At 57.7% G+C, this 26,138-nt stretch carries 25 protein-coding genes, 2 tRNA genes, 1 rRNA gene and 1 other annotated feature; of the genes, 8 read left to right on the top strand and 20 right to left on the bottom strand.

Annotated elements, in window-relative coordinates:
• Window positions 1–30: 30 nt before the first annotated feature.
• From GKQ23_RS06355 to rluD, 6 genes are all read right to left on the bottom strand, one after another.
• Window positions 31–106 (bottom strand) — tRNA-Ala (locus GKQ23_RS06355).
• Between the two features lie 37 nt (window positions 107–143).
• Window positions 144–220, bottom strand: a tRNA-Ile gene (locus GKQ23_RS06350).
• 74 nt (window positions 221–294) lie between these two features.
• Window positions 295–1,834 (bottom strand): 16S ribosomal RNA (locus GKQ23_RS06345).
• A gap of 477 nt (window positions 1,835–2,311) precedes the next feature.
• On the bottom strand, window positions 2,312–4,885 hold the full coding sequence (clpB, locus tag GKQ23_RS06340; protein ID WP_212411604.1) for an ATP-dependent chaperone ClpB: 2,574 nt from the start codon (window positions 4,883–4,885) through the stop codon (window positions 2,312–2,314).
• A gap of 125 nt (window positions 4,886–5,010) precedes the next feature.
• Window positions 5,011–5,739: a purine nucleoside phosphorylase YfiH gene (yfiH, locus tag GKQ23_RS06335; RefSeq protein WP_056232275.1), complete on the bottom strand. Its 729-nt coding sequence runs from the start codon at window positions 5,737–5,739 to the stop codon at window positions 5,011–5,013.
• Window positions 5,739–6,716 (bottom strand): 23S rRNA pseudouridine(1911/1915/1917) synthase RluD, encoded by a 978-nt coding sequence (gene rluD / locus GKQ23_RS06330; RefSeq protein ID WP_056232272.1) that lies wholly within the window; start codon window positions 6,714–6,716, stop codon window positions 5,739–5,741. Before rluD ends, yfiH begins: the two co-directional genes overlap by 1 nt.
• Window positions 6,717–6,847: 131 nt before the next feature.
• Here rluD and bamD point away from each other — a divergent pair, with 131 nt between their 5' ends.
• The 4 genes from bamD (at window position 6,848) to pheA (ending at window position 9,588) form a co-directional block, all read left to right on the top strand.
• Window positions 6,848–7,579: an outer membrane protein assembly factor BamD gene (bamD, locus tag GKQ23_RS06325; protein WP_056232269.1), complete on the top strand. Its 732-nt coding sequence runs from the start codon at window positions 6,848–6,850 to the stop codon at window positions 7,577–7,579.
• Between the two features lie 268 nt (window positions 7,580–7,847).
• On the top strand, window positions 7,848–8,180 hold the full coding sequence (gene raiA, locus GKQ23_RS06320) for a ribosome-associated translation inhibitor RaiA (protein WP_056232266.1): 333 nt from the start codon (window positions 7,848–7,850) through the stop codon (window positions 8,178–8,180).
• A 98-nt stretch (window positions 8,181–8,278) separates the two neighbouring features.
• Window positions 8,279–8,403 (top strand) — a sequence feature (Phe leader region).
• Window positions 8,280–8,327 (top strand): pheA operon leader peptide PheL, encoded by a 48-nt coding sequence (gene pheL, locus GKQ23_RS06315; protein ID WP_199177700.1) that lies wholly within the window; start codon window positions 8,280–8,282, stop codon window positions 8,325–8,327. Its footprint overlaps the feature before it by 48 nt.
• 24 nt (window positions 8,404–8,427) lie before the next feature.
• Window positions 8,428–9,588, top strand: a complete 1,161-nt coding sequence (gene pheA / locus GKQ23_RS06310) for a bifunctional chorismate mutase/prephenate dehydratase (RefSeq protein ID WP_056232263.1) — start codon at window positions 8,428–8,430, stop codon at window positions 9,586–9,588.
• Window positions 9,589–9,643: 55 nt separating this feature from the next.
• Here the strand turns inward: pheA and tyrA are convergent, their stop codons facing one another.
• Both tyrA and GKQ23_RS06300 read right to left on the bottom strand, forming a co-directional pair.
• Window positions 9,644–10,765 (bottom strand): bifunctional chorismate mutase/prephenate dehydrogenase, encoded by a 1,122-nt coding sequence (gene tyrA, locus GKQ23_RS06305; protein ID WP_056232260.1) that lies wholly within the window; start codon window positions 10,763–10,765, stop codon window positions 9,644–9,646.
• Window positions 10,766–10,771: 6 nt separating this feature from the next.
• Window positions 10,772–11,851 carry a 3-deoxy-7-phosphoheptulonate synthase gene (locus tag GKQ23_RS06300; RefSeq protein WP_056232257.1) on the bottom strand — a complete coding sequence of 360 codons (1,080 nt, stop codon included), beginning with the start codon at window positions 11,849–11,851 and terminating at the stop codon, window positions 10,772–10,774.
• Between the two features lie 339 nt (window positions 11,852–12,190).
• Between GKQ23_RS06300 and GKQ23_RS06295 the strand changes: the two genes are divergently transcribed.
• On the top strand, window positions 12,191–12,706 hold the full coding sequence (locus GKQ23_RS06295) for a GNAT family N-acetyltransferase (RefSeq protein WP_212410065.1): 516 nt from the start codon (window positions 12,191–12,193) through the stop codon (window positions 12,704–12,706).
• On the opposite strand, the gene GKQ23_RS06290 is transcribed toward GKQ23_RS06295, so the two are convergent.
• Window positions 12,623–13,399: a GNAT family N-acetyltransferase gene (locus GKQ23_RS06290; protein WP_212410064.1), complete on the bottom strand. Its 777-nt coding sequence runs from the start codon at window positions 13,397–13,399 to the stop codon at window positions 12,623–12,625. The two genes, GKQ23_RS06295 and GKQ23_RS06290, sit on opposite strands and share 84 nt — an antisense overlap.
• Window positions 13,400–13,505: 106 nt before the next feature.
• Between GKQ23_RS06290 and GKQ23_RS06285 the strand changes: the two genes are divergently transcribed.
• Window positions 13,506–14,198: a CTP synthase gene (locus tag GKQ23_RS06285; protein ID WP_056232248.1), complete on the top strand. Its 693-nt coding sequence runs from the start codon at window positions 13,506–13,508 to the stop codon at window positions 14,196–14,198.
• Window positions 14,199–14,340: 142 nt separating this feature from the next.
• Here the strand turns inward: GKQ23_RS06285 and GKQ23_RS06280 are convergent, their stop codons facing one another.
• From GKQ23_RS06280 to ffh, 9 genes are all read right to left on the bottom strand, one after another.
• Window positions 14,341–14,826, bottom strand: a complete 486-nt coding sequence (locus tag GKQ23_RS06280; RefSeq protein ID WP_212410063.1) for an OmpA family protein — start codon at window positions 14,824–14,826, stop codon at window positions 14,341–14,343.
• Window positions 14,827–14,844: 18 nt separating this feature from the next.
• A complete protein-coding gene (gene dgcN / locus GKQ23_RS06275) occupies window positions 14,845–16,065 on the bottom strand; it encodes a diguanylate cyclase DgcN (protein ID WP_056232243.1) in 1,221 nt (406 codons plus the stop codon).
• Complete coding sequence (locus GKQ23_RS06270) at window positions 16,058–16,597, bottom strand: YfiR family protein (protein ID WP_072166266.1); 540 nt, start codon at window positions 16,595–16,597, stop codon at window positions 16,058–16,060. Before GKQ23_RS06270 ends, dgcN begins: the two co-directional genes overlap by 8 nt.
• Window positions 16,598–16,819: 222 nt before the next feature.
• A complete protein-coding gene (locus GKQ23_RS06265) occupies window positions 16,820–17,752 on the bottom strand; it encodes a DMT family transporter (RefSeq protein WP_212410062.1) in 933 nt (310 codons plus the stop codon).
• A gap of 171 nt (window positions 17,753–17,923) precedes the next feature.
• Window positions 17,924–18,274 carry a 50S ribosomal protein L19 gene (rplS, locus tag GKQ23_RS06260; protein WP_056232239.1) on the bottom strand — a complete coding sequence of 117 codons (351 nt, stop codon included), beginning with the start codon at window positions 18,272–18,274 and terminating at the stop codon, window positions 17,924–17,926.
• Between the two features lie 32 nt (window positions 18,275–18,306).
• Window positions 18,307–19,092: a tRNA (guanosine(37)-N1)-methyltransferase TrmD gene (gene trmD / locus GKQ23_RS06255; protein WP_212411602.1), complete on the bottom strand. Its 786-nt coding sequence runs from the start codon at window positions 19,090–19,092 to the stop codon at window positions 18,307–18,309.
• Between the two features lie 35 nt (window positions 19,093–19,127).
• A complete protein-coding gene (gene rimM / locus GKQ23_RS06250; RefSeq protein WP_056232236.1) occupies window positions 19,128–19,676 on the bottom strand; it encodes a ribosome maturation factor RimM in 549 nt (182 codons plus the stop codon).
• Window positions 19,677–19,694: 18 nt separating this feature from the next.
• Window positions 19,695–19,943: a 30S ribosomal protein S16 gene (gene rpsP / locus GKQ23_RS06245; RefSeq protein WP_004155935.1), complete on the bottom strand. Its 249-nt coding sequence runs from the start codon at window positions 19,941–19,943 to the stop codon at window positions 19,695–19,697.
• 135 nt (window positions 19,944–20,078) lie between these two features.
• A complete protein-coding gene (gene ffh, locus GKQ23_RS06240) occupies window positions 20,079–21,440 on the bottom strand; it encodes a signal recognition particle protein (RefSeq protein ID WP_056232233.1) in 1,362 nt (453 codons plus the stop codon).
• Between the two features lie 229 nt (window positions 21,441–21,669).
• Here ffh and GKQ23_RS06235 point away from each other — a divergent pair, with 229 nt between their 5' ends.
• Window positions 21,670–22,461, top strand: a complete 792-nt coding sequence (locus tag GKQ23_RS06235; protein ID WP_212410061.1) for an inner membrane protein YpjD — start codon at window positions 21,670–21,672, stop codon at window positions 22,459–22,461.
• A gap of 21 nt (window positions 22,462–22,482) precedes the next feature.
• Window positions 22,483–23,769 carry an HlyC/CorC family transporter gene (locus GKQ23_RS06230; RefSeq protein WP_101506629.1) on the top strand — a complete coding sequence of 429 codons (1,287 nt, stop codon included), beginning with the start codon at window positions 22,483–22,485 and terminating at the stop codon, window positions 23,767–23,769.
• A gap of 97 nt (window positions 23,770–23,866) precedes the next feature.
• On the opposite strand, the gene luxS is transcribed toward GKQ23_RS06230, so the two are convergent.
• Both luxS and gshA read right to left on the bottom strand, forming a co-directional pair.
• Window positions 23,867–24,382, bottom strand: a complete 516-nt coding sequence (gene luxS / locus GKQ23_RS06225) for an S-ribosylhomocysteine lyase (protein WP_056232225.1) — start codon at window positions 24,380–24,382, stop codon at window positions 23,867–23,869.
• Between the two features lie 154 nt (window positions 24,383–24,536).
• Window positions 24,537–26,096: a glutamate--cysteine ligase gene (gshA, locus tag GKQ23_RS06220; protein WP_056232220.1), complete on the bottom strand. Its 1,560-nt coding sequence runs from the start codon at window positions 26,094–26,096 to the stop codon at window positions 24,537–24,539.
• Window positions 26,097–26,138: the final 42 nt, after the last annotated feature.

The following is a 26,138-nucleotide window of genomic DNA, read 5'->3' as shown; positions in this document are numbered from 1 at the left end:
TACACTCTGAAGTATTGAAAACAGACAATATGGTGGAGCTAAGCGGGATCGAACCGCTGACCTCCTGCGTGCAAGGCAGGCGCTCTCCCAGCTGAGCTATAGCCCCATACAGTCGTGCAGTAAACCTTGACTACCAAAAATATTGGTAGGCCTGAGTGGACTTGAACCACCGACCTCACCCTTATCAGGGGTGCGCTCTAACCACCTGAGCTACAAGCCTGTCGAGGTGTTTTCTGCTCGTTACTTTTTCATCAGACAATCTGTGTGAGCACTACGCGGGAATGTATCTTGAGGTAAGGAGGTGATCCAACCGCAGGTTCCCCTACGGTTACCTTGTTACGACTTCACCCCAGTCATGAATCACAAAGTGGTAAGCGCCCTCCCGAAGGTTAAGCTACCTACTTCTTTTGCAACCCACTCCCATGGTGTGACGGGCGGTGTGTACAAGGCCCGGGAACGTATTCACCGTAGCATTCTGATCTACGATTACTAGCGATTCCGACTTCACGGAGTCGAGTTGCAGACTCCGATCCGGACTACGACGCACTTTATGAGGTCCGCTTGCTCTCGCGAGTTCGCTTCTCTTTGTATGCGCCATTGTAGCACGTGTGTAGCCCTGGCCGTAAGGGCCATGATGACTTGACGTCATCCCCACCTTCCTCCGGTTTATCACCGGCAGTCTCCTTTGAGTTCCCGACCGAATCGCTGGCAACAAAGGATAAGGGTTGCGCTCGTTGCGGGACTTAACCCAACATTTCACAACACGAGCTGACGACAGCCATGCAGCACCTGTCTCACGGTTCCCGAAGGCACTAAGGCATCTCTGCCGAATTCCGTGGATGTCAAGGCCAGGTAAGGTTCTTCGCGTTGCATCGAATTAAACCACATGCTCCACCGCTTGTGCGGGCCCCCGTCAATTCATTTGAGTTTTAACCTTGCGGCCGTACTCCCCAGGCGGTCGACTTAACGCGTTAGCTCCGGAAGCCACGCCTCAAGGGCACAACCTCCAAGTCGACATCGTTTACAGCGTGGACTACCAGGGTATCTAATCCTGTTTGCTCCCCACGCTTTCGCACCTGAGCGTCAGTCTTTGTCCAGGGGGCCGCCTTCGCCACCGGTATTCCTCCAGATCTCTACGCATTTCACCGCTACACCTGGAATTCTACCCCCCTCTACAAGACTCTAGCCTGCCAGTTTCAAATGCAGTTCCCAGGTTAAGCCCGGGGATTTCACATCTGACTTGACAGACCGCCTGCGTGCGCTTTACGCCCAGTAATTCCGATTAACGCTTGCACCCTCCGTATTACCGCGGCTGCTGGCACGGAGTTAGCCGGTGCTTCTTCTGCGGGTAACGTCAATCGCCGTGGTTATTAACCACAGCGCCTTCCTCCCCGCTGAAAGTACTTTACAACCCGAAGGCCTTCTTCATACACGCGGCATGGCTGCATCAGGCTTGCGCCCATTGTGCAATATTCCCCACTGCTGCCTCCCGTAGGAGTCTGGACCGTGTCTCAGTTCCAGTGTGGCTGGTCATCCTCTCAGACCAGCTAGGGATCGTCGCCTAGGTGAGCCATTACCCCACCTACTAGCTAATCCCATCTGGGCACATCCGATAGCGTGAGGCCCGAAGGTCCCCCACTTTGCTCTTACGAGGTTATGCGGTATTAGCTACCGTTTCCAGTAGTTATCCCCCTCTATCGGGCAGTTTCCCAGACATTACTCACCCGTCCGCCACTCGTCACCCAAGAGCAAGCTCTCTGTGCTACCGTTCGACTTGCATGTGTTAGGCCTGCCGCCAGCGTTCAATCTGAGCCATGATCAAACTCTTCAATTAAAAGTTCGATTTGCTGCAACAAGTGCAGCGATGCTCATCTGTAAAACGTCATAATGAATTTCATTATGTGTTCACTCGTGAGACTTGATATTTTTTGACACCCGGAGGTGTCTGATATCAATCCTGCGAGTGCCCACACAGATTGTCTGATAAATTGTTAAAGAGCGGTGCAATCAGTGCCGAAGCTTCCTGTTGCGAGGTGGCGTATGTTACGCTTTCCTCATTCAGAGTCAATCTTTTTTTGAAGATTTTTCTCTGTCGCTTCAGTTACCTGAAGCTCCTGACCCGGTGACTCGTAAGCCGTTGTTCCGTGTCAGTGGAGGCGCAGTATAGGGATTTTCTGGAGGCTGACAAGGGCTAATTGCAAAAAACTTTTCAAGCGTTTACTTTTCCACCAGAAAGGCTGATTAACGCGCTCTTTTGCTGCTTTATTCAACAAAAATGGGCCAGAGGCCCATTTTTGCTACTCGACTAACCTTACTGATGCGCCACGATTACGCCGTCTTTAACATCCATCCGGATGGTTTTTCCCGGTACCAGCGCCCCGGAAAGGATCTGCTGCGCCAGCGGATTCTCAATTTGCTGCTGGATAGCCCGTTTCAGCGGCCTTGCACCGTACACCGGGTCGAAGCCGTTCTCGCCCAACAGCTGCAACGCCTGATCGGAGATCTGCAACTCAAAGCCGCGTTCTTCCAGGCGCTGATACAGGCGGCCAAGCTGAATACGGGCAATCGAGGCAATATGGTTTTCACCCAGCGGATGGAACACCACCAGCTCGTCAATACGGTTGATAAACTCCGGACGGAAGCTGTGGCTGACCACCGACATCACCAGTTCCTTCATTTCACCGTAGCTCAGCGCACCGAAGCGCTCCTGAATCAGATCGGAACCGAGGTTCGAGGTCATGATCACCACGGTGTTACGGAAGTCCACCGTGCGCCCCTGACCGTCGGTAAGGCGGCCATCGTCCAGCACCTGCAGCAGGATATTGAACACGTCCGGGTGTGCCTTCTCTACTTCATCTAACAGAATGACGGAGTAAGGGCGGCGGCGAACGGCTTCGGTCAGATAACCGCCCTCTTCATAACCGACATACCCCGGAGGTGCCCCCACCAGCCGCGACACCGAATGTTTTTCCATAAACTCGGACATGTCGATGCGCACCATCGCTTCGTCGCTGTCGAACATAAAGTTAGCCAGCGCCTTACAGAGTTCGGTTTTACCCACCCCGGTCGGGCCGAGGAACAGGAACGAACCGATCGGACGGTTGGGATCGGCCAGGCCAGCGCGGCTGCGGCGAATCGCATTAGAGACCGCTTCCACCGCTTCGTTCTGACCAATCACCCGCTTATGCAGTTCCTGCTCCATCCGCAGCAGCTTATCGCGCTCGCCTTCCATCATCCGCGCTACCGGAATACCGGTCCAGCGCGCCAGTACGTCGGCAATCTCAACGTCGGTGACGCGGTTACGCAGCAGACGCATGGTTTTGCCTTCGGCCTGGGTTGCCGCCGCCAGCTGTTTTTCCAGATCCGGGATCTTGCCGTACTGCAGCTCGGACATCTGAGCCAGGTCACCCTGGCGACGCGCCTGCTCCATGGTCAGCTTCGCCTGCTCCAGTTCGGCTTTAATATGCTGGGTACCGGAGAGCGAGGCTTTTTCCGCCTTCCACTCTTCTTCCAGCTCAGAGTATTCACGCTCTTTCTGGCCGAGTTCGTTCTCCAGCATCTCCAGACGTTTGATGCTGGCATCATCAGACTCTTTCTTCAGCGCCTGCTGCTCCAGCTTAAGCTGGATAATCCGCCGCTCCAGGCGATCGAGCGATTCCGGCTTCGAGTCAATCTGCATACGGATGCTGGATGCCGCTTCGTCGATCAGGTCGATCGCCTTATCCGGCAGCTTGCGGTCGGCAATATAGCGGTGCGACAGCGTGGCCGCCGCGACGATGGCCGGATCGGTGATCTGCACATGGTGATGCAGCTCATAGCGTTCTTTCAGGCCGCGCAGGATGGCAATGGTGTCTTCCACCGTTGGCTCAGCGACAAACACCTTCTGGAAGCGACGCTCCAGCGCGGCATCCTTCTCTATATACTGACGATACTCATCCAGCGTGGTGGCACCGACGCAGTGTAGCTCACCGCGGGCCAGCGCCGGCTTCAGCATATTACCGGCGTCCATCGCACCGTCTGCCTTACCGGCACCGACCATGGTGTGCAGCTCATCGATAAACAGAATGACGTTGCCTTCCTGCTTCGACAGATCGTTGAGGACGCCTTTCAGACGCTCCTCGAATTCACCGCGGTATTTCGCCCCGGCCACCAGTGCACCCATATCCAGCGCCAGTACGCGGCGGCCCTTCAGCCCCTCAGGCACTTCGCCGTTGATAATGCGCTGCGCCAGCCCTTCAACGATCGCGGTTTTACCCACGCCGGGTTCACCGATCAGCACCGGGTTATTCTTGGTACGGCGCTGCAGCACCTGAATGGTGCGGCGGATCTCTTCATCACGACCGATCACCGGGTCAAGCTTACCCAGCTCTGCCCGTTCGGTGAGATCGATGGTGTATTTCTTCAATGCCTGACGCTGGTCTTCGGCACCCTGGTCGTTCACGCTGTCGCCTCCGCGCATCTGCTCAATCGCTTTTGTCAGTTTCTCGCTGGTCACCCCAGCCGATTTCAGTAAGTCCGCCAGCGAACCGCGCGATTCCAGCGCCGCCAGCACAAACAGTTCGGAGGAGATAAAGTTGTCGCCGCGCTTTTGCGCCAGCTTGTCGCACAGGTTAAGTACCCGGCCGAGATCGGCAGAGGGCTGCACATCGCCGTCGGTGCCTTCGACCTGCGGCAGACGGCTAAGAGCCTGTTCAATGCCGTTACGCAGTTCGGCCACGTTAACGCCGGCGGCGGTCAGGAGAGGACGAACCGATCCGCCTTCCTGGCTAAGCAGGGCGCTCATCAGGTGCAGAGGTTCAATAAATTGGTTATCGCGGCCAAGGGCCAGAGACTGGGCGTCGGCAAGAGCCAACTGGAATTTGTTAGTAAGACGATCCAGACGCATCATTTCCCCCTTTCAGGTCAGATTGCTACTGGAGATTAGATGAGGTCATCCCTCAAATTTTCAAGGTATCTGACCTGAGTTTTTGGAGAAAAAAACATCATTCCGGACCGTCTTGTGGCGCTAGGTTAACTCAGCCAGATGAAACTTGCCATACGGCCGGTGATTCCATCGCGTCGGAAGGAGAAAAATTGCTCATGCTGGTTAAAAGTGCAGTCACCCCCGCCGAAAACTTGCGCCACACCGGCACCTTGCAGGCGCTGTTTTGCCAGCAGCCAGAGATCGGCGGTGAACTTTTCACCCTGCGGACGGAATGCCGCATCGGCTTCAGCATGCTGGCTGACAAATGCCTCCCGCACCTCGGCACCGACCTCAAATGCGGTCGGGCCGATCGCCGGTCCGAGCCAGCAGCTAATCTCTGACGGCGGAACGGAAAACGCCGCCAGAGTAGCTTCCAGTATCCCGGCACACAGGCCACGCCAGCCGGCATGCGCCGCCGCCACCTGCTGGCCGTCCTGAGAACAGAACAGTACCGGCAGGCAGTCGGCGGTCATCACCGCGCAGACCACGCCCGGCTGCCGGGTCCACACCGCATCGGCTCGCACCGCCGCTGGCATGTCCCCGTTAAGCCGCAGTACCTCGATACCGTGGACCTGCTCCAGCCAGACCGGCATCGCGGGCAGTTCCGCCAGCTGCAGCAGCCGCTGACGATTCTCCTGCACCCGCTGCCCGTCATCACCGACGTGGGCACCAAGATTCAGACTGTCCCAGGGCGCCGTGCTAACGCCCCCGCTGCGTGTGCTGCTGCCGGCGCGTACGTTGGCCGGCACCGTCCATTGCGGGGTAATCAGACCCATTACCAGTCCAGCTGCTCTTTGAACTCTTCGGTATCGGCCTTCAGCGCGGCGATCAGGTCGACCATATCCTGCGGCAGCGGCGCGTGCCACTCCATCTCAATTCCGGTAATCGGATGATAGAGACGCAGCATGGTCGCATGCAGTGCCTGACGGTCAAAACCACGCAGGGTGCTGATGAACGCTTCGGATGCCCCTTTAGGCGGGCGAGGACGACCGCCGTACAGCGGGTCACCGACCAGCGGATGGCTGATGTGCGACATATGGACGCGGATCTGGTGGGTACGGCCGGTTTCCAGACGCAGACGCAGGCGGGTGTGCGCACGGAAATGTTCCATGATGCGGTAGTGGGTGGTCGCCGGCTTGCCCATCGGGTGCACCGCCATATGGGTGCGCTTGGTTGAGTGACGGCTGATCGGCTGATCCACCGTGCCGCCGGCGGTCATACGGCCGATGGCCACCGCTTCGTACTCACGGGTAATTTCACGCCGCTGCAGGGAATCCACCAGGTGGGTCTGCGCCGGAACGGTTTTTGCCACCACCATCAGCCCGGTGGTGTCTTTATCCAGGCGGTGCACGATGCCCGCACGCGGTACATCGGCAATCGCCGGGAAGTGGTGCAGCAGCGCATTCAGCACGGTGCCATCCGGGTTACCGGCACCCGGGTGAACCACCAGATCGCGTGGCTTATTGATCACCAGAATGTCGTCATCTTCATAGACGATAGTCAGTGGGATATCCTGCGCTTCCCAGCGGGCTTCCTCTTCAATCTCGGCATCGATGGTAATTTGCTCACCGCCGAGCACTTTTTCCTTAGGTTTGTCGACAATTTGACCGTTCATAGTGACGCGACGGTCAAGGATCCACTCTTTTATGCGAGATCGTGAATAATCAGGGAACAATTCAGCCAAAGACTGATCTAAGCGTTGTCCGAGTTGCGATTCGGATACCGTTGCGTTGAGTTTTACTAGTTGTGCCATATACAGCTTCTTCGTTAACGTTGGGTTTTCACGGCGATGCCGTTTAATATAATGTGCTATTGTACCTGGTCACTATCGGGAGCTAAACGGACAGCTTTCCTGAATAACACTCTGAGGATAATCAAATCGTCATGATGCGTATGAAATATCTGGTGGCTGCAGCCACGTTGAGCCTGGCATTAGCTGGATGTTCCGGCTCCAAGGACGTGGTGCCTGACAGCCCGCCTGCTGAGATTTATGCCACGGCTCAGCAAAAACTGCAGGACGGTAACTTTAAAGGAGCCATAACGCAACTGGAAGCGCTTGATAACCGCTATCCATTCGGGCCGTACTCCCAACAGGTTCAGCTGGATCTGATCTACGCTTACTACAAAAATGCCGATTTACCGCTGGCGCAGGCTGCCATCGATCGCTTTATGCGTCTGAACCCGACCCATCCGAATATCGATTACGTCATCTATATGCGTGGTCTGACGGATATGGCTCTGGATGACAGCGCCCTGCAGGGCTTCTTTGGTATCGACCGTTCTGACCGCGATCCGAGCCATGCACGTGACGCGTTTAAGGACTTCTCACAGCTGCTGCACGCCTACCCGAACAGCCAGTACGCGACCGATGCCCGCAAGCGCCTGGTGTTCCTGAAGGAGCGCCTGGCGAAGTACGAATTGTCCGTTGCTGAATTCTACACCAAACGCGGTGCCTATGTCGCTGTGGTTAACCGTGTAGAGCAAATGCTGAAGGATTATTCCGATACCGATGCCACCCGCACGGCGCTGCCGCTGATGGAAAACGCTTATCGCCAGCTGCAGCTGAACGCTGAAGCCGAGCGCGTCGCCAAAATCATCGCCGCTAACCAGGCCTGATCGGTGACACAATAAAAAAGCAGCCGTAACAGGCTGCTTTTTTTGCTGTAAAAACAGGCATTTTCACCCGTTTCCCCGCAAGTTAACTTATCAACAATGCCACCGAATATCCCCGGCTGCAAGGCCTGCAGGAGGGTTTCTCTGCCCTTCTCACAGATTTTCCTTCTTTGACAAAAAGTGACAAAAAATCGTGATTTAGATCACACCTTTCCGCGTAAATCGCGCTATGCTGGATCCACCAAGACGGAAATGACAGAGAGGTAACACTATGGTTCTGAACATTACCAGCAAGCAAATGGAAATCACGGCGGCCATCCGCCAGCATGTCGAAGACCGTCTGAGTAAGCTCGAAAAGTGGCAAACCCACCTGATTAATCCGCACATCGTTCTGTCGAAGGAGCCGAAAGAATTCGTTGCCGATGCCACCATCAATACGCCAAATGGCCCGCTGGTCGCCACCGCTAAGCATGAAGACATGTATGCGGCAATTAACGAGTTGATCGGCAAACTTGAGCGTCAGCTGAACAAAGTTCAGCATAAAGGTGAAGCCCGCCGCGCCGCCGCCAGTGTTAAAGACCTCAGCGTGGTTGACGAAGAGTAATCCCCACCCGGAGATAACGCGCCCGCCGGGCGCGTTTTTTATTGACAGAATGAAATTACAGCGGTTACTTTAATCCCCTCAGACCTTATGGACAGCAACATGCACCGTATCCCGTTTTTCTTCGCATTCTTTTTTACCTTCCCATGACCGGGAGGCAATTCGTCGTGTGAGAATGAATGCGAAGACGAACAACAAAGCCTCCCAACCGGGAGGCTTTTTTTTTAGCGACATCTGACAGGTAGCACTTATGACCACCGAGAATCCCCTGCTTGCCCTGCGTGGAAAGATCAGCGCACTCGACGAACAACTGCTGACGCTGCTGGCCCAGCGTCGTGAACTGGCGGTCGACGTCGCCAGAGCAAAAATGGCTACCCATAAGCCTATCCGCGATATCGACCGCGAACGCGACCTGCTGGAGCGACTGATCGCGCTGGGTAAGACTCACCAGCTGGACGCCCACTTTATCACCCGCCTGTTCCAGCTGATTATTGAAGACTCGGTGCTGACCCAGCAGGCTCTGTTGCAGAAACAGCTGAACAACACTAACGCCAGCTCGGCGCGCGTCGCCTTCCTGGGGCCAAAAGGCTCTTACTCGCACCTGGCGTCACGCCACTACGCCGCCCGCCACTTCGATAACGTTATTGAGATCGGCTGTGCCAAGTTCCACGAGATCTTTAACCAGGTAGAGACCGGACAGGCCGAATATGCGGTGCTGCCGGTGGAGAATACCACCTCCGGCTCGATTACCGACGTGTATGATCTGCTGCAACAGACCAGCCTGTCGATCGTCGGTGAAATCACCATGCCGATCGATCACTGCGTGCTGGTCTCAGGCCAAACCGACCTGCAGCAGATTGAGACGGTGTACAGCCATCCGCAGCCGTTCCAGCAGTGCAGCCACTTCATCAATCGTTTCCCGCAGTGGAAAATTGAGTACACCGAAAGCACCGCCGCGGCGATGGAGAAGGTTGCCGCGATGAATTCACCCAAGGTGGCCGCGCTGGGCAGCGAGGCCGGCGGCGAACTGTACGGCCTGCAGGTGCTGGAGCGTAACCTGGCGAACCAGCGGCAGAACATCACCCGCTTTATCGTGCTGGCGCGCAAGCCGATTGACGTGTCGCTACAGGTACCGGCAAAAACCACGCTGATTATGGCCACCGGCCAGCAGGCGGGTGCGCTGGTAGAGGCGCTGCTGGTGCTGCGTCAGCATAATCTGACCATGAGCAAGCTGGAGTCGCGGCCGATTAACGGCAACCCGTGGCAGGAGATGTTCTACATCGACTTCCAGGGCAACCTGCGCACCGAAGCCGTACAGCAGGCGCTGCGCGAGCTGGCACCGATTACCCGTTCGCTGAAGGTGCTGGGCTGTTACCCAAGCGAAAACGTGGTGCCGGTCGAGCCGCAGTAAGCCTGTTACACGCCAATAAAAAAGGGCCCTGCGGCCCTTTTTTCTGTCTTACGCGTTACGGCCGGCTGTCGTTAGCCTGCTTCAGCAGGATGCGGCTCTCGGCCTGGAAGCGCTGGGCGTGGTCACCAAACCACTGCTCAACGCGGCGGAAGCTGGCGATAAACGCCTGCTTATCGCCCTGCTCCAGCAGCCCAATCGCTTCGCCAAACCGCTTGTAGTAGCGTTTGATCAGCGCCAGGTTACTCTCCGACGACATGATAATGTCAGCGTAAAGCTGTGGATCCTGGGCAAACAGACGCCCGACCATTGCCAGCTCCAGCCGGTAGATCGGTGACGACAGCGCCAGCAGCTGGTCCAGCTGCACGTTCTCCTCGGCCAGGTGCAGGCCGTAGGCGAAGGTGGCAAAGTGGCGCAGCGCCTGAATAAAGGCCATATTCTGGTCGTGCTCCACCGCGCTGATGCGGTGCAGACGCGCGCCCCACACTTGGATCTGCTCCAGGAACCACTGATAGGCTTCCGGCTGACGGCCGTCGCACCACACCACCACCTGCTTTGCCAGGCTGCCGCTGTCCGGGCCAAACATCGGGTGCAGGCCAAGTACAGGACCGCCGTGCGCGGCCAGCATCGCCTGCAGCGGTTTGTTCTTCACCGAGCAGAGATCGACAAGGATGCAGTCCTGCGGCAGCGGCGGCAGTTCGGCGATCACCTGTTCGGTCAGATGGATCGGCACGCTGACGATCACCATACCGGCATTCGCCAGCAGCGCGTCGGCGCGATGCCAGTCCTCTTTATCGAGGATCTCGACCTGGTAACCGGACAGGGTCAGCATTCTTTCAAACAGCCGCCCCATCTGGCCGCGGCCGCCGACGATCACCACCGAGCGCAGTCCCGGATTAAGCGTTTTAAAGCCCTTATCGTTTTCACTGGTGTACGACTCGCGCATCACGCGGCGCAGCACATCTTCGATCAGATCCGGGGGCACGCCCAGCTGTTCCGCCTCTTTGCGGCGCGAGGCCAGCATGGAGGCCTCACGCTCGGGGACGTAAATCGGCAGCCCGTAGCGGCTTTTCACCTCACCCACTTCCGCTACCAGCGCCAGCCGTTTCGCCAGCAGATCCAGCAGCGCCTTATCCGTTTCATCGATTTGATCGCGTAGTGCGGTCAGCTCAGCCACCATACTTCATTAACCCTCGTGCGACAGACGCGCCGCCAGTACGCCGTTCAGATCCTGATGGATCTCCCGCAGCAGGCTCTCGGTGGTTTCCCAGTTGATGCAGGCATCAGTGACGGAAACGCCGTAGCGCATCGCGCTGCGCGGCTGCTCGGAAGACTGGTTGCCTTCGTGCAGATGGCTCTCCAGCATCAGGCCCATAATTGAACGGTTGCCGTCTTTGATCTGCGCAACCGCAGACTCAGCAACGCCGGACTGGCGACGGAAGTCCTTATTAGAATTACCGTGACTGCAATCTATCATCAAGGATGGACGGAGTCCCGCCTGCTGCATCTCTTTTTCACATTGTGCGACATCATTCGGACCGTAGTTCGGCGTTTTGCCGCCGCGCAGGATCACATGGCCGTCCGGGTTGCCCTGAGTCTGCAGCAGGCACACCTGGCCGGACTGGTTGATGCCGACAAAACGGTGCGGCATCGCTGCAGCACGCATGGCGTTGATGGCGGTGCCCAGGCTGCCGTCGGTGCCGTTTTTGAAGCCAACCGGCATCGACAGGCCGGAAGCCATCTCGCGGTGGGTCTGCGATTCGGTGGTACGTGCGCCGATCGCTGACCAGCTGAACAGGTCGCCAAGGTACTGCGGGCTGTTAGGATCCAGCGCTTCGGTGGCCAGCGGCAGGCCCATTTCCACCAGGTTCAGCAGCAGCTGGCGGGCAATGTGCAGGCCGGCTTCCATATCGAACGAGTTGTCCATGTACGGGTCATTAATCAGCCCTTTCCAGCCGACGGTGGTACGCGGTTTTTCAAAGTAGACGCGCATCACAATGTAGAGCTGGTCGCCCACCTCATCGGCCAGCGTTTTCAGATGACGGGCATAGTCGAGCGCCGCTTCGGTATCGTGAATCGAGCAGGGCCCGCACACCACCAGCAGGCGGTGATCTTTGCCGCTGATAATGTCAGAGATGGTCTGGCGGGAAGCCGCAATCTGCTGCTCCAGCACGCTGTTCAGCGGGAACTGCTTTTTCAGCTCTTCCGGCGTAATCAGAACCTGTTCGTCAGCGATATGAACGTTATTCAGCGCATCTTTTTGCATGATCGTCATCCTGGAGTATTCGGTTAAAAGGGATCCTCAAGTGAGGTTGAGAGCAACTGTACCAGAATGCGTACAAAACACAAATGACGAACGTACACATTTATTACCACCCACAAACAGGAAGATGACCAGCCAAACAAAAAATAAATAAAAAACATAAAGTTAAATATAATCAGCCGAAAACAACTAACCACAACATTGTAAACTTAAAATTACACTTCAGACTCTGGTTTCGAAAAAAACTTAATCATTTCCGCAACCTGCCGTCCTTGCCTGCGCCAAAGAATTTTTTTATCGTTAAACAGACGCTGTAAAACCGCTCGTTGCCAGGAGGCGACCATGAATATTGTGATCAGGCCCTATGAAGAGAGTGACGCCGCCGCGTTCGCCCGCGCGGTAAACCAGTCGCTGGATACGCTGAAACCCTGGCTGCTGTGGGCTCACGCGGATTTCACCGAGGAGCAGGCGCTTCAGTGGTTTAGCCTCACCCATCTGGAGCGACGTCAGGGAAAATCCGACGAGCTGGGCCTGTTTGCTGAAGATGGCCGCCTGCTGGGCGGGGCCGGGCTACGTTTTCACCCGGATGGCGCGGTACCCTGCTCGATCGGCTACTGGGTAGCCAGCAGTGAACAGCGTAAAGGCGTGGCCCGTCAGGCGGTGCGCCAGCTGGCAGCACGCGCGTTCAGCCGCCCGGAGGTGACGGCGATTGAGATCCTCGCCGCCGAAGAGAACCGTGCCAGCCGGGCGGTGGCGGTCAGCGTCGGGGCTGCGTTAACCGGGATTCATTTCGGACTGATCGTGCTGGAGAGCGGCCCGGTCAGCACCGCCGTCTACCGCCTGAGCCGCCCGCAGTAATGCGGCCAGCGGCTGGCGCTGCCGACCTTCATCATCGAAATTATCCGGGGCCAGCCAACGGGTAATGGCCTGGCCGATCGCGGGCCACTCGCCGTCGATAATCGCGTACCACTGCGAATCGCGCGAGCGCCCCTTGCGCGTCATCATCTGCCGGAAGGTGCCCTCGTAGGTGAACCCCAGCCGCAGCGCCGCGTTACGCGAAGGGGCATTTAGCGCATCACACTTCCACTCGCAGCGGCGGTAGCCCAGCCGGAAGGCGTAATCCAGCAGCAGCCACAGCGCTTCGGTACCGATAACGCTGCGCTGCATCAGCGGCGACCAGGTCACGCCGCCAATCTCCAGCGAACCGTTGGCCGCATCGATACGTAAATAGCTGACCAGCCCCACCGGCAGGTTGCGCTGCTGGCAGATAACGGTAAAGGTGACGAACGTTTTATCCGCCGCCCGGCGGGCCAGCCACAGATGAAAATCGGCCAGCGTCTGCGGCCGCTCCTCGGTCAGGTAGGTCCAGTCACGATCGTCCTCTGCGGTGGCAAAGGCGGCATAGAGCTCGTCGCCGTGCAGCCCGGTGGCCAGCGGCTCCAGCCGGCAACTGCGCCCCTGCAACGGCTGACGGGCGGGTAACGCCGCCGGCTGCCAGTCCGGCAAAGGTGCCCCAACCGGTTGTCCGTACTGATTAAACTGCTGCGTCATTTCTCTCTCCTGTTGGCGAAAAAATTCATCACAACGCGCCGCCGGCACGCTTGCCAGCCAGCAGCCCTTACAGTAGCATCCTTTTTTACCCGCACAGGATACTGAAATGACGCTTCACGTTCGTTTAGCTCTGGTTGGTGACTACCGTGCCGATGCCGTTGCGCATCAGGCCATCCCGCTGGCCACAGAACTGGCCGCCCGCTCGCTCAATCTCGACGTCAGCCCGCACTGGCTGCCAACCCCCGACATTACTGCCCCCGACGTATTGCAGGAATATGATGCTATCTGGCTGGTGCCAGGCAGCCCATACCAGCACGATGACGGTGCCTTTATGGCGATTACCTACGCACGTGAAAACGACGTGCCGTTCCTCGGCTCCTGCGGCGGTTTTCAGTATGCGGTGGTCGAGTACGCCCGCAACGTGCTCGGCTGGCAGGATGCCGGGCATGCGGAGACGGACAGCAGCGGCCGCCTGGTGATTGCCCCGCTCAGCTGTTCTCTGGTGGAAAAAACCGGTGAGATCGTCATTACCCCGGGCACACAGCTGGCCGCGATCTATGGCCAGGAGGTAATTACCGAAGGCTACCACTGTAACTACGGCGTTAACCCGGACTTCGTGGCAGAGCTCTCCGGTCACGCGCTGCGTATCAACGCCCACGATCGCGCCGGCGACGTGCGCGGCATCGAGCTGCCGGGCCAGCGCTTTTTTGTCGCCACCCTGTTCCAGTCGGAGCGGGCGGCGCTGCGTAATGAACTCTCGCCGCTGGTGGTGGCGTTACTGCAGGCGGCTAGCCGCTAGCCAGCGCGCTGCGTGATGCGCAGATCGAAAGCCTGGCGCATGGCGAGGGCCAGCAGGGCTGGTCGGCGCTGTCGCGAAGTTTTATGCGCCGCGCCGGGCGGCTGCCCGATGACTCAGGCCGTCACACCTGAGCGGGTGTCCGTCAGGGGGTGCTGATCACCACCGCCACGCGGCGGTTTTCAGCCCGGCCTTGCGCCGTTTTGTTGCTCTGCACCGGGCTGCTGTCACCCAACCCACGAGTGGTCAGATTGCTGCGTGGGATCCCGGCACCGCGGGCCCAGGCATCGGCCACCACGTTGGCGCGTTTGAGCGACAGCGCTTCGTTATAAGCCTTCTCACCGTAGTTATCGGTGTGCCCGTCAAGGCGTGCGTGGCGCAGGCCGGTGGCAGAGAGCTGCGCCGCCATGCGCTGCACGATGGCGGCGCTTTGTGTGGTCAGCTCGGCCTGGTTTTTGCCAAACAGGATCTTCTCGGACAGGCCGAGCATCCAGCCCTCCGGCACTTCGTTAAAGCCCTGTGCACGCATCGCAGCAACCTGTTGCGCGGTAAATTTTCCCTGAGGAGCTGACTGGCAGCCGGCCAGCAGCAGCGCTAACGCCAGCGCGGCAAACCCGTTTCGCTTGTTCATTGCATTTTCCTTGTGTTATCAGGCCACCCGCGGGCGGCGTTTTTCCTTTTCGCTGTACATGCTGCGATCGGCCGCTTCCATCAGCGCCTCGGCCGTGGCGGCCTGGCAGGCAACGGCATAACCGATGCTCAGCCGCACCGCCAGCGCTACGCCGCTGCTGAGCACCACCGGTTCCTCCATCCGCAGATGGATCGCCGCGATCGTCGCCTGTACCTCGTCTTCATCGTTCAACCCTTCGAGGATCATCGCAAACTCGTCGCCGCCAAAGCGGCAGGCCAGCTGGCGGCTGCCGGCACACTCGCTGAGCCGTGAAGCGATGCTCTGCAACACTTCGTCCCCCGCGGCATGCCCAAAGCGGTCGTTGATGCTTTTAAAGCCGTCACCGTCCATAAACAACAGGGCAGTGCGCAGCTTACGTTCGGCGTCGCTGAGCACGCTATCCAGCGCGCTGGTAAAGGCGGCACGGTTAGCCAGCCCGGTTAACGGATCGCGCAGGGCGCGCTGCAGCAGCGAGTCTCTCTCCTGCTGCTCCCGCCGCTGCCACTTCTCCATCTCATTCAGCAGGCTGTTAAAGTCTTCGCCAAAGGCGTGCAGCTCACTGATCGCCGACGGCGGCACCCGGCGGGAAAACTGACGGGTGGCGCGGATCTCGTGCACCACGCCGGTAATGGTCTGCAAGGCCGAAACCAGCCCGCGATGCAGCCGACGGGTGATCAGTAGCGCGACCAGCGCGGCCAGCAGCAGGCACAGGGTTAATACGGCCAGCGAGCGGTAAACAAAGCGGGTGACGGTACTGTCTTCGCCGGTCAGCGTCAGCGTGCCGATGCGCTGGCCGTTATGCTCGATCGGCTGCTCAACCGGCCGCGGGAACAGCCAGTGGGAGACCATCTCCCCCAGCGGGTCAATATGCTGCGTCCGCTCCTCCGGCCACGCCCAGCGCGCAAGCTCCTCGCCATCGCTGTCGGTGACCACCGCTGACGCGAACTGCCCCTGGCGGCCCAGCTGGGCCAGCGTATCCCGCGCCGCATGAGCGTCGCGAAACACCACCGCCGCCTCCACGCTGTGGCTGACGGTGCTGGCCAGCAGCTGCAGATTCTTCTCCGCATACTGGCGCAGTGAAAGCAGCGAGGTGGCAGAGATAAACAGCCAGGCGATGATAAGCGTCGTGACCACGCTGATCGCGCTGATGCGAATCAGCGTACTTCTGAAGGTGGGCCTGCGGATGTTGCGTTTAGCCATGTCGGTTGCTCCCTGCAGATGCCAGCATTAATACATCGGGATGCACCCGAACGCCGCTTCGACTTAGCGAGTCGAGATTGACCGAGAAACCGACCCGGTCATCGGTAAACTTAAGGCAGAAAGCGCTGCCTGCCGAGCAGTCCGCGGCCTGCTCGGCAATGGTCAGTAACGGACGCGGCAGATAGGCGCCGATCGCCTCCAGCTGCTGCCGCTGCGACTCCTGGCCAAAATAGAGTGCATCACACTGTTCGGCGAGTGCCTGATTGACATCCGCCACCGGGATCGCCTGCCAAAGGTCGGGGCCGGCGTCGATGCCGTCCAGCGCCGCCGCATAGGTAGCGGAGCGAAACACACACAGCCGCGGCACCCCCTTCAGATGCGGCCAGCGGGTGTAGCTGATGATCCCGGCGACGGTTTGCCGCACTCCAGCCGCTAAGACCGGATCGGCTGCCGCAGGGTGCACTTCGCTTCTGAGCGGCAGGCTGGCCGCACTCAGCAGAATCAGTAAACTCACCCGCCACTTTATCGCCATGACGCCTCTTTAGCCCCGGCCACCCGCGTGGCGCTGTCGTGCCAGGTTCTGTCACTTAACTTTAATTAAGAAATATCCTAACATTCAAAAACCCATTCGTCATGATTAGCAAACCTGCTGAGTGACTGAAAATGGGTAAAATTTTCGTAATTCGTCCATTTTCCAGGCAATAAAAAGGCCGATCGTCGATCGGCCCGGTGTACAGGATTGTGCCGTTAAACGTTAGCCGCTCATGCTGGCCGGGGAAACAATCCGCCGCTGACGCCGTTCGAAAACCATCGAAAATGCGCCACCGGCCACCACCAGGCAGGCGCCCGCGATGGTGACCGATTCCGGCAGCGTGTCCCAGAACAGGTAGCCCAGAAATACCGACCAGACCAGCGTGGTATAGTCAAAAGGTGCCAGCAGCGAGGCGTCGGCATAACGCAGGCTTAGGGTCATCAGGATCTGCGTAACGCCGCCGAGCAGACCGCAGCCCAGCAACAGCAACAGCTGGTTAAGATCAGGCACCGTCCAGCCAAATCCCAGCGTGAACAGTGAGGTGATGGTTGTCGTGATGGCAAACCAGAAGGCGATCGCGCCGGGCTGTTCTTTACCGTTAAGGTAGCGGATCTGAATCGAGGCTGCCGCAATGCACACCGCCGCCAGCAACGCCAGGCTCATGCCCAGCACCGACTGCCAGCTGACGCTGCTCAGGGACCCGCTGCGGCCAAAGAACAGATGTCCGGAAAGCATTACCAGAATGCCGGAGAAGCCGGCAATCACCGCCACCCAGCGGTGCAGCTTCACCTTTTCGCGCAGGAAGATGGCCGCCATGATCACCGTAATCATCGGTGCCGCGTAGTTAATTGCGGTCACGTCGGTCAGCGAGAGATAGAGCAAGGCGAGGTAGCTGAAGTAGAGCCCGCCGGTGCCGGCCAGGCCGCGCACCACGTGCCCTTTAATATTGCGCGTGCGGATGCCGTCAATAATTCGCCCCTGGCACCACAGCCAGATAAACAGCGGGATTAGCGCCACAGAAGAACGGAAGAAGATCACTTCGCCGACGGGGATGGTGCCGTCGAGGCCTTTAACGCAGGCCATCATCAGCGTGGAGGTCAGGGCTGCGCCGATCTTCATCGACACGCCGGTAGCGGGACCGGCCTGGTAAGGCATAGGGGATTTCCTGGGAAATGTGATGATATTCACAACCATACTCGCTTTGGCCGCTTTATGAATCCGATTATCAGCGGCTGACGGCATTTTCTGCGGTTTTCATGTCCGGCCGCAAAAAAAAAGGGGCCAACCTTTCGGTCAGCCCCTTGATTATTAACTATCAGATGTCGCTTAAGCGCCCAGACGTTCTTTGATACGTGCAGACTTACCGGTACGCTCACGCAGGTAGTACAGTTTGGCTTTACGCACAGCGCCACGACGTTTAACGGTAATGCTGTCGATTACCGGTGAGTGAGTCTGGAAGACACGCTCAACACCTTCGCCGTTGGAAATCTTACGAACAGTAAATGCAGAGTGCAGACCGCGGTTACGAATAGCGATAACCACGCCCTCGAATGCCTGCAGACGCTTCTTAGCACCTTCCACAACCCATACTTTCACTTCCACGGAATCACCCGGACGGAATGAAGGTACGTCCTGCTTCAGCTGCTCTTGCTCGATTTGCTTGATAATGTTGCTCATAATTAAATCTCTTATCCTGGGTAAACTGATAGTTAGGACGGCAGGCTCGGTGCCTGGCCAGTCGTATCATCGTTTTGTTGACTGACGTGTTCCCGTTGGAACGCGTTCAGCAACTTTGCTTGCTCTTCAGTCAGAGCCAGGTTTTCCAGAAGTTCAGGTCTTCTAAGCCAGGTACGGCCCAGCGACTGTTTCAGGCGCCAGCGGCGAATATCAGCATGGTTGCCCGACAGCAGAACTGGCGGTACTTCCATCCCTTCCAACACTTCAGGGCGGGTGTAGTGTGGGCAGTCCAGCAAGCCGTCTGAGAACGAATCCTCTTCGGCCGACGCCTGTTTACCCAGTACGCCCGGAATTAACCGGGAGACCGAGTCAATCAGCGTCATCGCTGGCAGCTCGCCACCGCTAAGAACGTAATCACCGATCGACCACTCTTCATCGATTTCGGTTTTGATCACGCGCTCATCAATCCCTTCATAACGACCGCACACCAGAATTAACTTCGGGTTAGTCGCCAGTTCGCTCACTCCACCTTGATCGAGTTTGCGCCCCTGAGGTGACAGATAAATCACCTTAGCACCTTCTCCTGCCGCCGCTTTTGCTGCGTGGATGGCATCCCGTAAGGGTTGAACCATCATTAGCATCCCCGGTCCGCCGCCGTAAGGACGTTCGTCCACGGTACGGTGCCGATCATGAGCGAAGTCACGAGGACTCCAGCTCTGGATGCTGAGCAGGCCATTTTTTACTGCCCGGCCGGTGACTCCGTAATCGGTAATTGCGCGAAACATTTCGGGAAACAGGCTGATTATGCCAATCCACATGCTTTGCGCCGGAGTATTACCGCTCAGTTCGGAGCTCAAAAACCAGGATCCCAATCTACCGTAATGATACGGGTAGTGAGATCGACATTCTTGATAACCTGTTCATCAAGGAACGGGATCAGCCGTTCCTGTGCACCGAATGCATCTTTCAGGTTTGCCTTCACGACGAGAACGTCGTTAGAACCGGTTTCCATCAAATCGATGATTTTGCCCAGCTCATAGCCTTCAGTGGTGACTACCTGGCAGCCCATCAGGTCTTTCCAGTAGTAGTCGCCGTTATCCAGCTGTGGCAGCTGCTCTGAATCCACGACAATTTCGCAATTAGTCAGCAGACCCGCGGCGTCACGATCGTCAATGCCTTTGACTTTGATGATCATGTCCTGATTGTGGCGTTTCCAGCCTTCCAGCTCGACACGCTGCCATTGACCCGCCCGCTGGATAAACCACGGCTGATAGTCAAAAATGCTTTCGGCGTCTTCGGTGGAGGAAAACACTTTGAGCCAACCACGGATACCGTAGGCCGAGCCCATCTTACCCAGCACAAGCGGGTTAGCGGGAGGCTGCGAGGTGAGTTGCTTGCTCATGTTGACCACCGTGACAGATTAAGCTGCTTTCTTAGCTTGTTTGATCAGCGCGTTAACGCGATCAGACAGGGTTGCGCCCTGGCCAACCCAGTGCTCAATACGGTCCAGATCCAGACGCAGTGGCTCAGCCTGACCAGAAGCGATCGGGTTGAAGAAGCCTACGCGCTCGATGAAGCGGCCGTTACGTGCATTGCGGCTGTCGGTGACGACTACCTGATAGAACGGACGCTTTTTAGCGCCGTGACGTGCCAAACGAATTGTTACCATAACATCCTCTTTAGTTAATAAAACAGCCGGGCCCCATTGAGGGAACGGGGCCCGGATGCAATATAAAAAGCCCGAAAATTTTACTCTTTTTGGCGCAAAAAGCAACCTAAATCGCTTATCCGCCTCCAGGCTGGCTTAACGGCCCGGGAAGCCTGGCGGCATCATACCTTTCATGCCGCGCATCATCTTCGCCATACCGCCATTTTTCATCTTTTTCATCATGCGCTGCATATCGTCAAACTGCTTAAGCAGGCGGTTAACGTCCTGCACCTGCATACCGGAACCGGTGGCGATACGACGTTTGCGGGAACCTTTGATGATCTCCGGTTTTTCGCGCTCTTTGCGCGTCATCGAGTTGATCATCGCTTCCATACGCACCAGCACTTTGTCGTCCATCTGCGACTTAACGTTGTCCGGCAGCTGACCCATGCCCGGCAGTTTGCCCATCAGGCTGGCCATGCCGCCCATGTTACGCATCTGCTTCAGCTGGTCGAGGAAGTCGTTGAGGTCGAAGCCGTTGCCTTTTTTCAGCTTGCTGGCCAGTTTCTCAGCCTGCGCGCGGTCAACCTTGCTTTCGATATCTTCGATCAGCGACAGCATGTCGCCCATGCCGAGGATACGCGAAGCAATACGCTCGGGATAGAACGGCTCAAGGGCCTCGGTCTTTTCACCGACGCCCATAAATTTGATCGGCTTGCCGGTAATGTGGCGAATGGAGAGCGCCGCACCGCCGCGGGCGTCACCGTCGACTTTGGTCAGAACCACACCGGTGAGCGGCAGCGCTTCGTTAAACGCCTTCGCGGTATTCGCGGCATCCTGGCCGGTCATCGCATCGACCACAAACAGCGTTTCCACCGGATTAATCGCGGCGTGAACCTGTTTGATCTCGTCCATCATCGCTTCGTCGACGTGCAGACGACCGGCGGTATCCACCAGCAGCACGTCATAGAACTTCAGCTTCGCCTGTTGCAGGGCGTTTTTAACGATGTCGACCGGCTTCTGGCTGAGGTCGGACGGGCAGAAATCCACGCCAACCTGTTCGGCCAGCGTTTCCAGCTGGCGGATTGCCGCCGGGCGATAGACGTCGGCGGAAACCACCAGCACCTTTTTCTTGTGCTTTTCGCGCAGGAACTTACCGAGCTTACCGACGCTGGTCGTTTTACCGGCACCCTGCAGGCCCGCCATCAGCACCACCGCTGGCGGCTGCGCGGCGAGGTTCAGCGTATTGTTCTCTTCCCCCATTGCCGCGACCAGTTCGTTTTTAACGATCTTAACGAACTCCTGGCCCGGGGTGAGGCTTTTATTGACGTCATGGCCTACGGCACGCTCTTTCACGCGATTGATAAACTCACGTACCACCGGCAGCGCAACATCCGCCTCCAGCAGCGCCATGCGCACTTCACGCAGCGTGTCTTTAATATTGTCTTCAGTCAGCCTGCCGCGGCCGCTGATATTGCGCAGGGTCTGCGACAATCGATCGGTTAAATTATCAAACATCGTCTCTCGCTCAACGTAATGAGAGGCCGCCGGGGCGACACAAATTGCGCGGATTATAGCATGATCCCCCAGGGCTGTGTCCCGCAATTGCTTACCTCGCTGCCCATCCCTGCCCGCTTTGCGTAACGCGCCGGAGATCGTAACCATTTACCATCAGATCGTTTGGAGCAAGCTGCCGCTGGCGCTATACTGTTTTTTTTCTCAGTCATAGCCGGTACTGACAACATTTATGTCCGTTTTTGCGATTCTGGCGCTGTTTGCCTACTCATCCAGCCTTGCCCTGATTATCCCCAGCCTGCTGCGTAACAACGGCACCTGGCGTCGTCTGGCCGTTCTCTCCGCCACGGTGGCGCTGGTCTGTCATGCCGTGGCGCTGCAGCAGCGTATCTTTGCGCTGGACGGCGGGCAGAACCTCAGCCTGCTGAACATCGGCTCGCTGGTCAGCCTGCTGATCTGCGCGATCATGACCATTGTGGCGTCGCGCAACCGCGGCTGGATCCTGCTGCCGGTGATCTATACCTTTGCGCTGATTAACCTGGCGTTTGCCTCCTTTGTGCCCAACGCCTTTATCACCCACCTGGAGGCCACCCCGGGCATGATGATCCATATCGGGCTGGCGCTGTTTGCCTACGCTACGCTGATCATTGCCGCTCTGTATGCGCTGCAGCTGGCGTGGATTGACTGGCTGCTGAAGACCAAACGGCTGGCGTTCACCAGCGACATCCCGCCGCTGATGACCATCGAGCGCAAGATGTTCCACATCACCCAGATTGGCGTGGTGCTGCTGACCCTGGTGCTTTGTACCGGGTTGTTCTTCCTGCAGGACCTGTTTGCGCGTGAAAATATCGATAAAGCAGTACTGTCGATTCTCGCCTGGTTCCTGTACATCGTACTGTTGTGGGGCCACTATCATGAAGGCTGGCGCGGTCGCCGCGTGGTGTGGTTCAACTGTGGTGGTGCCTTCCTGTTGACCATGGCCTATTTCGGCAGCCGGATGCTGCAGCACGTTTTACTTCACTGACCTGGCCTGCAAGGATTTCCCTTGGAACATATCTCAACGACCACCCTGATCGTGACGCTGGTTATCATGATCCTGGTTTCCGCATACTTCTCCGGTTCTGAAACCGGCATGATGACGCTTAACCGCTACAAGCTGCGTCATCAGGCTAAAAACGGCGACCGCGCGGCGCGGCGCGTTGAGAAGCTGCTGCGCCGCCCCGACCGGCTGATCAGCCTGGTACTGATCGGCAATAACCTGGTCAATATCCTCGCATCTGCGATTGGCACCATCGTCGGTATGCGCCTGTACGGCGACGCCGGGGTAGCGATTGCTACCGGTATTCTGACCTTCCTGGTGCTGGTGTTTGCCGAAGTGCTGCCGAAGACTATCGCCGCGCTCTACCCGGAAAAGGTCGCTTTCCCCAGCAGCGTGCTGCTCGGGCCGCTGCAGGTGGTGATGCTGCCGCTGGTGTGGCTGCTGAATACCATTACCCGCATGCTGATGCGCATGGTGGGGATTAAAACCGACGGCTCCGCCAGCTCGGCGCTGAGCAAAGAGGAGCTGCGCACCATCGTTTATGAGTCACGCTCGCTGATGTCACGGCGCAATCAGGACATGCTGCTGTCAGTGCTCGACCTGGAGAAGGTCGACGTTGAGCAGATTATGGTGCCGCGTAATGAAATTGTTGGCATCAACATCAACGACGACTGGAAATCCATCGTCCGTCAGCTGACCCACTCACCGCACGGGCGTATCGTGCTGTACCGCGAATCGCTGGATGACGCCATCAGCATGCTGCGCGTACGTGAGGCCTGGCGCCTGATGAACGAGAAAAAAGAGTTCACCAAAGAGGTGATGCTGCGCGCCGCTGATGAGATCTACTTTGTGCCGGAAAACACCCCGCTCAACGTGCAGCTGGTGAAATTCCAGCGCAATAAGGAGAAGGTCGGCCTGGTGATCGACGAGTATGGCGATATCAAGGGGCTGGTCACTATCGAAGACATTCTCGAAGAGATCGTCGGTGATTTCACCACCTCAATGTCACCGACGCTGGCCGAGGAAGTGATGCCGCAGAATGACGGCTCGGTGCTGATCGAAGGCAGCGCCAACGTGCGCGAGCTGAATAAGGTGTTCAACTGGACGCTGCCCGCCGAGGACGCCCGCACCATCAACGGTATGGTGCAGGAGGCGCTGCAGGACATTCCACAGCCCAACACCCAGTTGCAGATCGACCACTACGCGATTGATATTCTCGACGTGCAGGACAATATGATTAAGCAGGTGCGGATCACGCCACAGAAGCCGCTGAAGGAGTCGATCGGTTCATAACCCCTGCCCCGCTCGCTGTTCTGCCGGGCGTTCAGACGTAAAAAAGAAGGCGGCCAGTGGCCGCCTTCCTGCTGCTAACAGATTCACATCACTGACGCTAGATCTGCAGCGTTTTCAGCTTTTCAGCCGGCAGCGCCAGATCTTCATTACGGTTAACGCCGATCGGGTTGTCGATAACGTTCTGCGCAATGGCCTTGGCTTCGTCCAGCGAGTGCAGCTGGTAGCTGCCGCACTGGTATTCGTTCAGCTCAGGGATCTGATCCTGGCTGGCCACTTTCAGCACGTCCTGCATCGCCGCTTTCCAGGCTTTCGCCACGCGATCTTCCGCCGGAACGCCGATCAGGCTCATATAGAAACCGGTACGGCAGCCCATCGGCGAGATGTCGATGATCTCCACGCCGTCGCCGTTCAGGTGATCGCGCATAAAGCCGGCAAACAGATGCTCCAGAGTGTGGATACCGCGCTCTGAGAGGATCTCCTTGTTCGGCCGGCAGAAACGCAGGTCAAACACGGTGATGGTATCGCCGGCAGGGGTGTTCATGGTCTTCGCGACACGGACAGCAGGAGCGGCCATGATGGTGTGATCTACGGTAAAGCTATCCAGCAATGGCATGTTGTTACCTCAACGAATGAATTTATTTTAGAAACAGTGAAACTTTTTCTGTTACCGCGCGTCTGAATATATGAAAGACGCGCATTTGTTATCATCATCCCTGACAACAGAGATGTTAATTTGGCCACAGTGATGTGGCCTTTTTCTTTTGGCGCTAGCCTTTATCCTTCAGAAACTCTTCCAGGCTCAGCGTATCACTCTCTTCGATCTCCCGCTGCTTCACTACCGAACGCCGCGCTTCGTCGCTAAACTGCTCTTCGCTCAGAATTTCCAGCGGCTCCTGCAGCAGCTGCTGACGATACTGCTCGGCCAGCGCCATGCCGGTGCCAGCGATGCCGTTATCCTTCAGCGACTGCATAAAGCGCGCGGAGTAGGTCAGTTCCGGATCGTCAAAAGAGGCCGCCAGGCGATCGCACACTTCCTGATAGTGATGCTCACCGTTCTGGCTGTCGAGCGTCACCGCTACCCTGTGCAGATCGCGGAACAGCGCTTTACCGACGTCGGCCAGCGGCTGCTGGGCCGCTTCACAGCCCATGCCAATGGTCTGCCCCGGCTTGCGCCCTTCCAGAATCACCCGATTCCAGTTGTGGCGCGTGCAGGCCAGCTCATCGCTGTTCATCTCCGGGGCCTCTGCCAGCGCACACCAGATCAGGAACAGATCGAGGAAGCGCGCCTGGTTAGCATCAACGCCGATCGGTGAGAACGGGTTGATATCCAGCGAGCGAACTTCAATGTATTCGATGCCGCCGCGCAGCAGCGCATCGGACGGAGCTTCGCCGGAACGGGTCACGCGCTTGGCGCGGATCGGCGCATACAGCTCGTTCTCAATCTGCAGCACGTTGGCGTTCAGCTGCAGCCAGTTGCCCTGCTCATCCTTCACGCCCATCGAAGCAAACTCTGCCGACGGGGTTTTGATCGCCGCCTTAAGGGCGGTGATGTAGTCAGGCAGGTTGTTGAAGGTGATATTCAGCCCGCTCTGCGCCTTATTGGTATAGCCCAGATCGCTTAAGCGCAGCGAAGTGGCATACGGCAGCGACAGCATGCCGCTTTCACTGCGTTCGAACGGCAGTGAACTCTCTTTGCCCTGCAGGAACGAGGAGCAAATCGCCGGCGATGCGCCGAACAGATAGGGGATCACCCAACCGAAACGGTAGTAGTTGCGGATCAGCCGCAGGTAACCGTCGGAGATAGCGTCTTTGCCGCTCTCCGCATCCTCAACACCCGCCCACGCCTGCCAGAACGACAGCGGGAGCGAGAAGTTGTAATGTACGCCTGAAATCACCTGCATCAGCGCACCATAGCGGTTTTTTAACCCCTGACGGTACAGCGTCTTCATCTGACCGATATTGGAGCTGCCGTACTGCGCCAGTTCGATATCCTGCCCCGGCTCAATCAGGCACGGCATGCTCATCGGCCACAACCGCTCGTCGCCCAGTTCGCGCAGGGTATGGCGATGAACGTCGCGAAGGAAGGCCAGCAGGCGATCGATATCGCGATCGACCGGGGTGATAAATTCTAACAACGCTTCGGCGAAGTCGGTGGTGATCCACTTATGGGTCAGCGCCGAGCCGAGAGAAGTCGGGTGGCCGGTGGTGGCAAGGTGGCCATCGGGCCTGACGCGCAGGGTCTCGCGCTCAATACCGCGACCAATGCCTTTAAGTGCATCAGGATGGGCCTGAAGCCAGGTTAGCGCCTGTGATACATCCGGGATCAAATCGACCTCCCGCTCGGAGAAAATTTATTATTGTTAAGCATC

Origin of the sequence: Erwinia sp. E602 (assembly GCF_018141005.1) — a bacterium.
Lineage (GTDB): Bacteria > Pseudomonadota > Gammaproteobacteria > Enterobacterales > Enterobacteriaceae > Erwinia.
The sequence above is the reverse complement of the archived record's forward strand: the minus strand, read 5'-3'. Positions and strand labels throughout refer to the sequence as shown.

Bases quoted from the DNA above. Each gene is read 5' to 3' on its own strand.
- GKQ23_RS06280 (WP_212410063.1), bottom strand. From the start codon at position 14,826: ATGAACAAGCGAAACGGGTTTGCCGCGCTGGCGTTAGCGCTGCTGCTG.
- GKQ23_RS06285 (WP_056232248.1), top strand. From the start codon at position 13,506: ATGACGCTTCACGTTCGTTTAGCTCTGGTTGGTGACTACCGTGCCGAT.
- rpsP (WP_004155935.1), bottom strand. From the start codon at position 19,943: ATGGTAACAATTCGTTTGGCACGTCACGGCGCTAAAAAGCGTCCGTTC.
- GKQ23_RS06300 (WP_056232257.1), bottom strand. From the start codon at position 11,851: ATGCAAAAAGATGCGCTGAATAACGTTCATATCGCTGACGAACAGGTT.
- ffh (WP_056232233.1), bottom strand. From the start codon at position 21,440: ATGTTTGATAATTTAACCGATCGATTGTCGCAGACCCTGCGCAATATC.
- bamD (WP_056232269.1), top strand. From the start codon at position 6,848: ATGATGCGTATGAAATATCTGGTGGCTGCAGCCACGTTGAGCCTGGCA.
- GKQ23_RS06265 (WP_212410062.1), bottom strand. From the start codon at position 17,752: ATGCCTTACCAGGCCGGTCCCGCTACCGGCGTGTCGATGAAGATCGGC.
- trmD (WP_212411602.1), bottom strand. From the start codon at position 19,092: ATGTGGATTGGCATAATCAGCCTGTTTCCCGAAATGTTTCGCGCAATT.
- tyrA (WP_056232260.1), bottom strand. From the start codon at position 10,765: ATGGTGGCTGAGCTGACCGCACTACGCGATCAAATCGATGAAACGGAT.
- clpB (WP_212411604.1), bottom strand. From the start codon at position 4,885: ATGCGTCTGGATCGTCTTACTAACAAATTCCAGTTGGCTCTTGCCGAC.
- rluD (WP_056232272.1), bottom strand. From the start codon at position 6,716: ATGGCACAACTAGTAAAACTCAACGCAACGGTATCCGAATCGCAACTC.
- GKQ23_RS06270 (WP_072166266.1), bottom strand. From the start codon at position 16,597: ATGGCGATAAAGTGGCGGGTGAGTTTACTGATTCTGCTGAGTGCGGCC.
- raiA (WP_056232266.1), top strand. From the start codon at position 7,848: ATGGTTCTGAACATTACCAGCAAGCAAATGGAAATCACGGCGGCCATC.
- rplS (WP_056232239.1), bottom strand. From the start codon at position 18,274: ATGAGCAACATTATCAAGCAAATCGAGCAAGAGCAGCTGAAGCAGGAC.
- rimM (WP_056232236.1), bottom strand. From the start codon at position 19,676: ATGAGCAAGCAACTCACCTCGCAGCCTCCCGCTAACCCGCTTGTGCTG.
- pheA (WP_056232263.1), top strand. From the start codon at position 8,428: ATGACCACCGAGAATCCCCTGCTTGCCCTGCGTGGAAAGATCAGCGCA.
- dgcN (WP_056232243.1), bottom strand. From the start codon at position 16,065: ATGGCTAAACGCAACATCCGCAGGCCCACCTTCAGAAGTACGCTGATT.
- GKQ23_RS06235 (WP_212410061.1), top strand. From the start codon at position 21,670: ATGTCCGTTTTTGCGATTCTGGCGCTGTTTGCCTACTCATCCAGCCTT.
- GKQ23_RS06290 (WP_212410064.1), bottom strand. From the start codon at position 13,399: ATGACGCAGCAGTTTAATCAGTACGGACAACCGGTTGGGGCACCTTTG.
- GKQ23_RS06295 (WP_212410065.1), top strand. From the start codon at position 12,191: ATGAATATTGTGATCAGGCCCTATGAAGAGAGTGACGCCGCCGCGTTC.
- luxS (WP_056232225.1), bottom strand. From the start codon at position 24,382: ATGCCATTGCTGGATAGCTTTACCGTAGATCACACCATCATGGCCGCT.
- yfiH (WP_056232275.1), bottom strand. From the start codon at position 5,739: ATGGGTCTGATTACCCCGCAATGGACGGTGCCGGCCAACGTACGCGCC.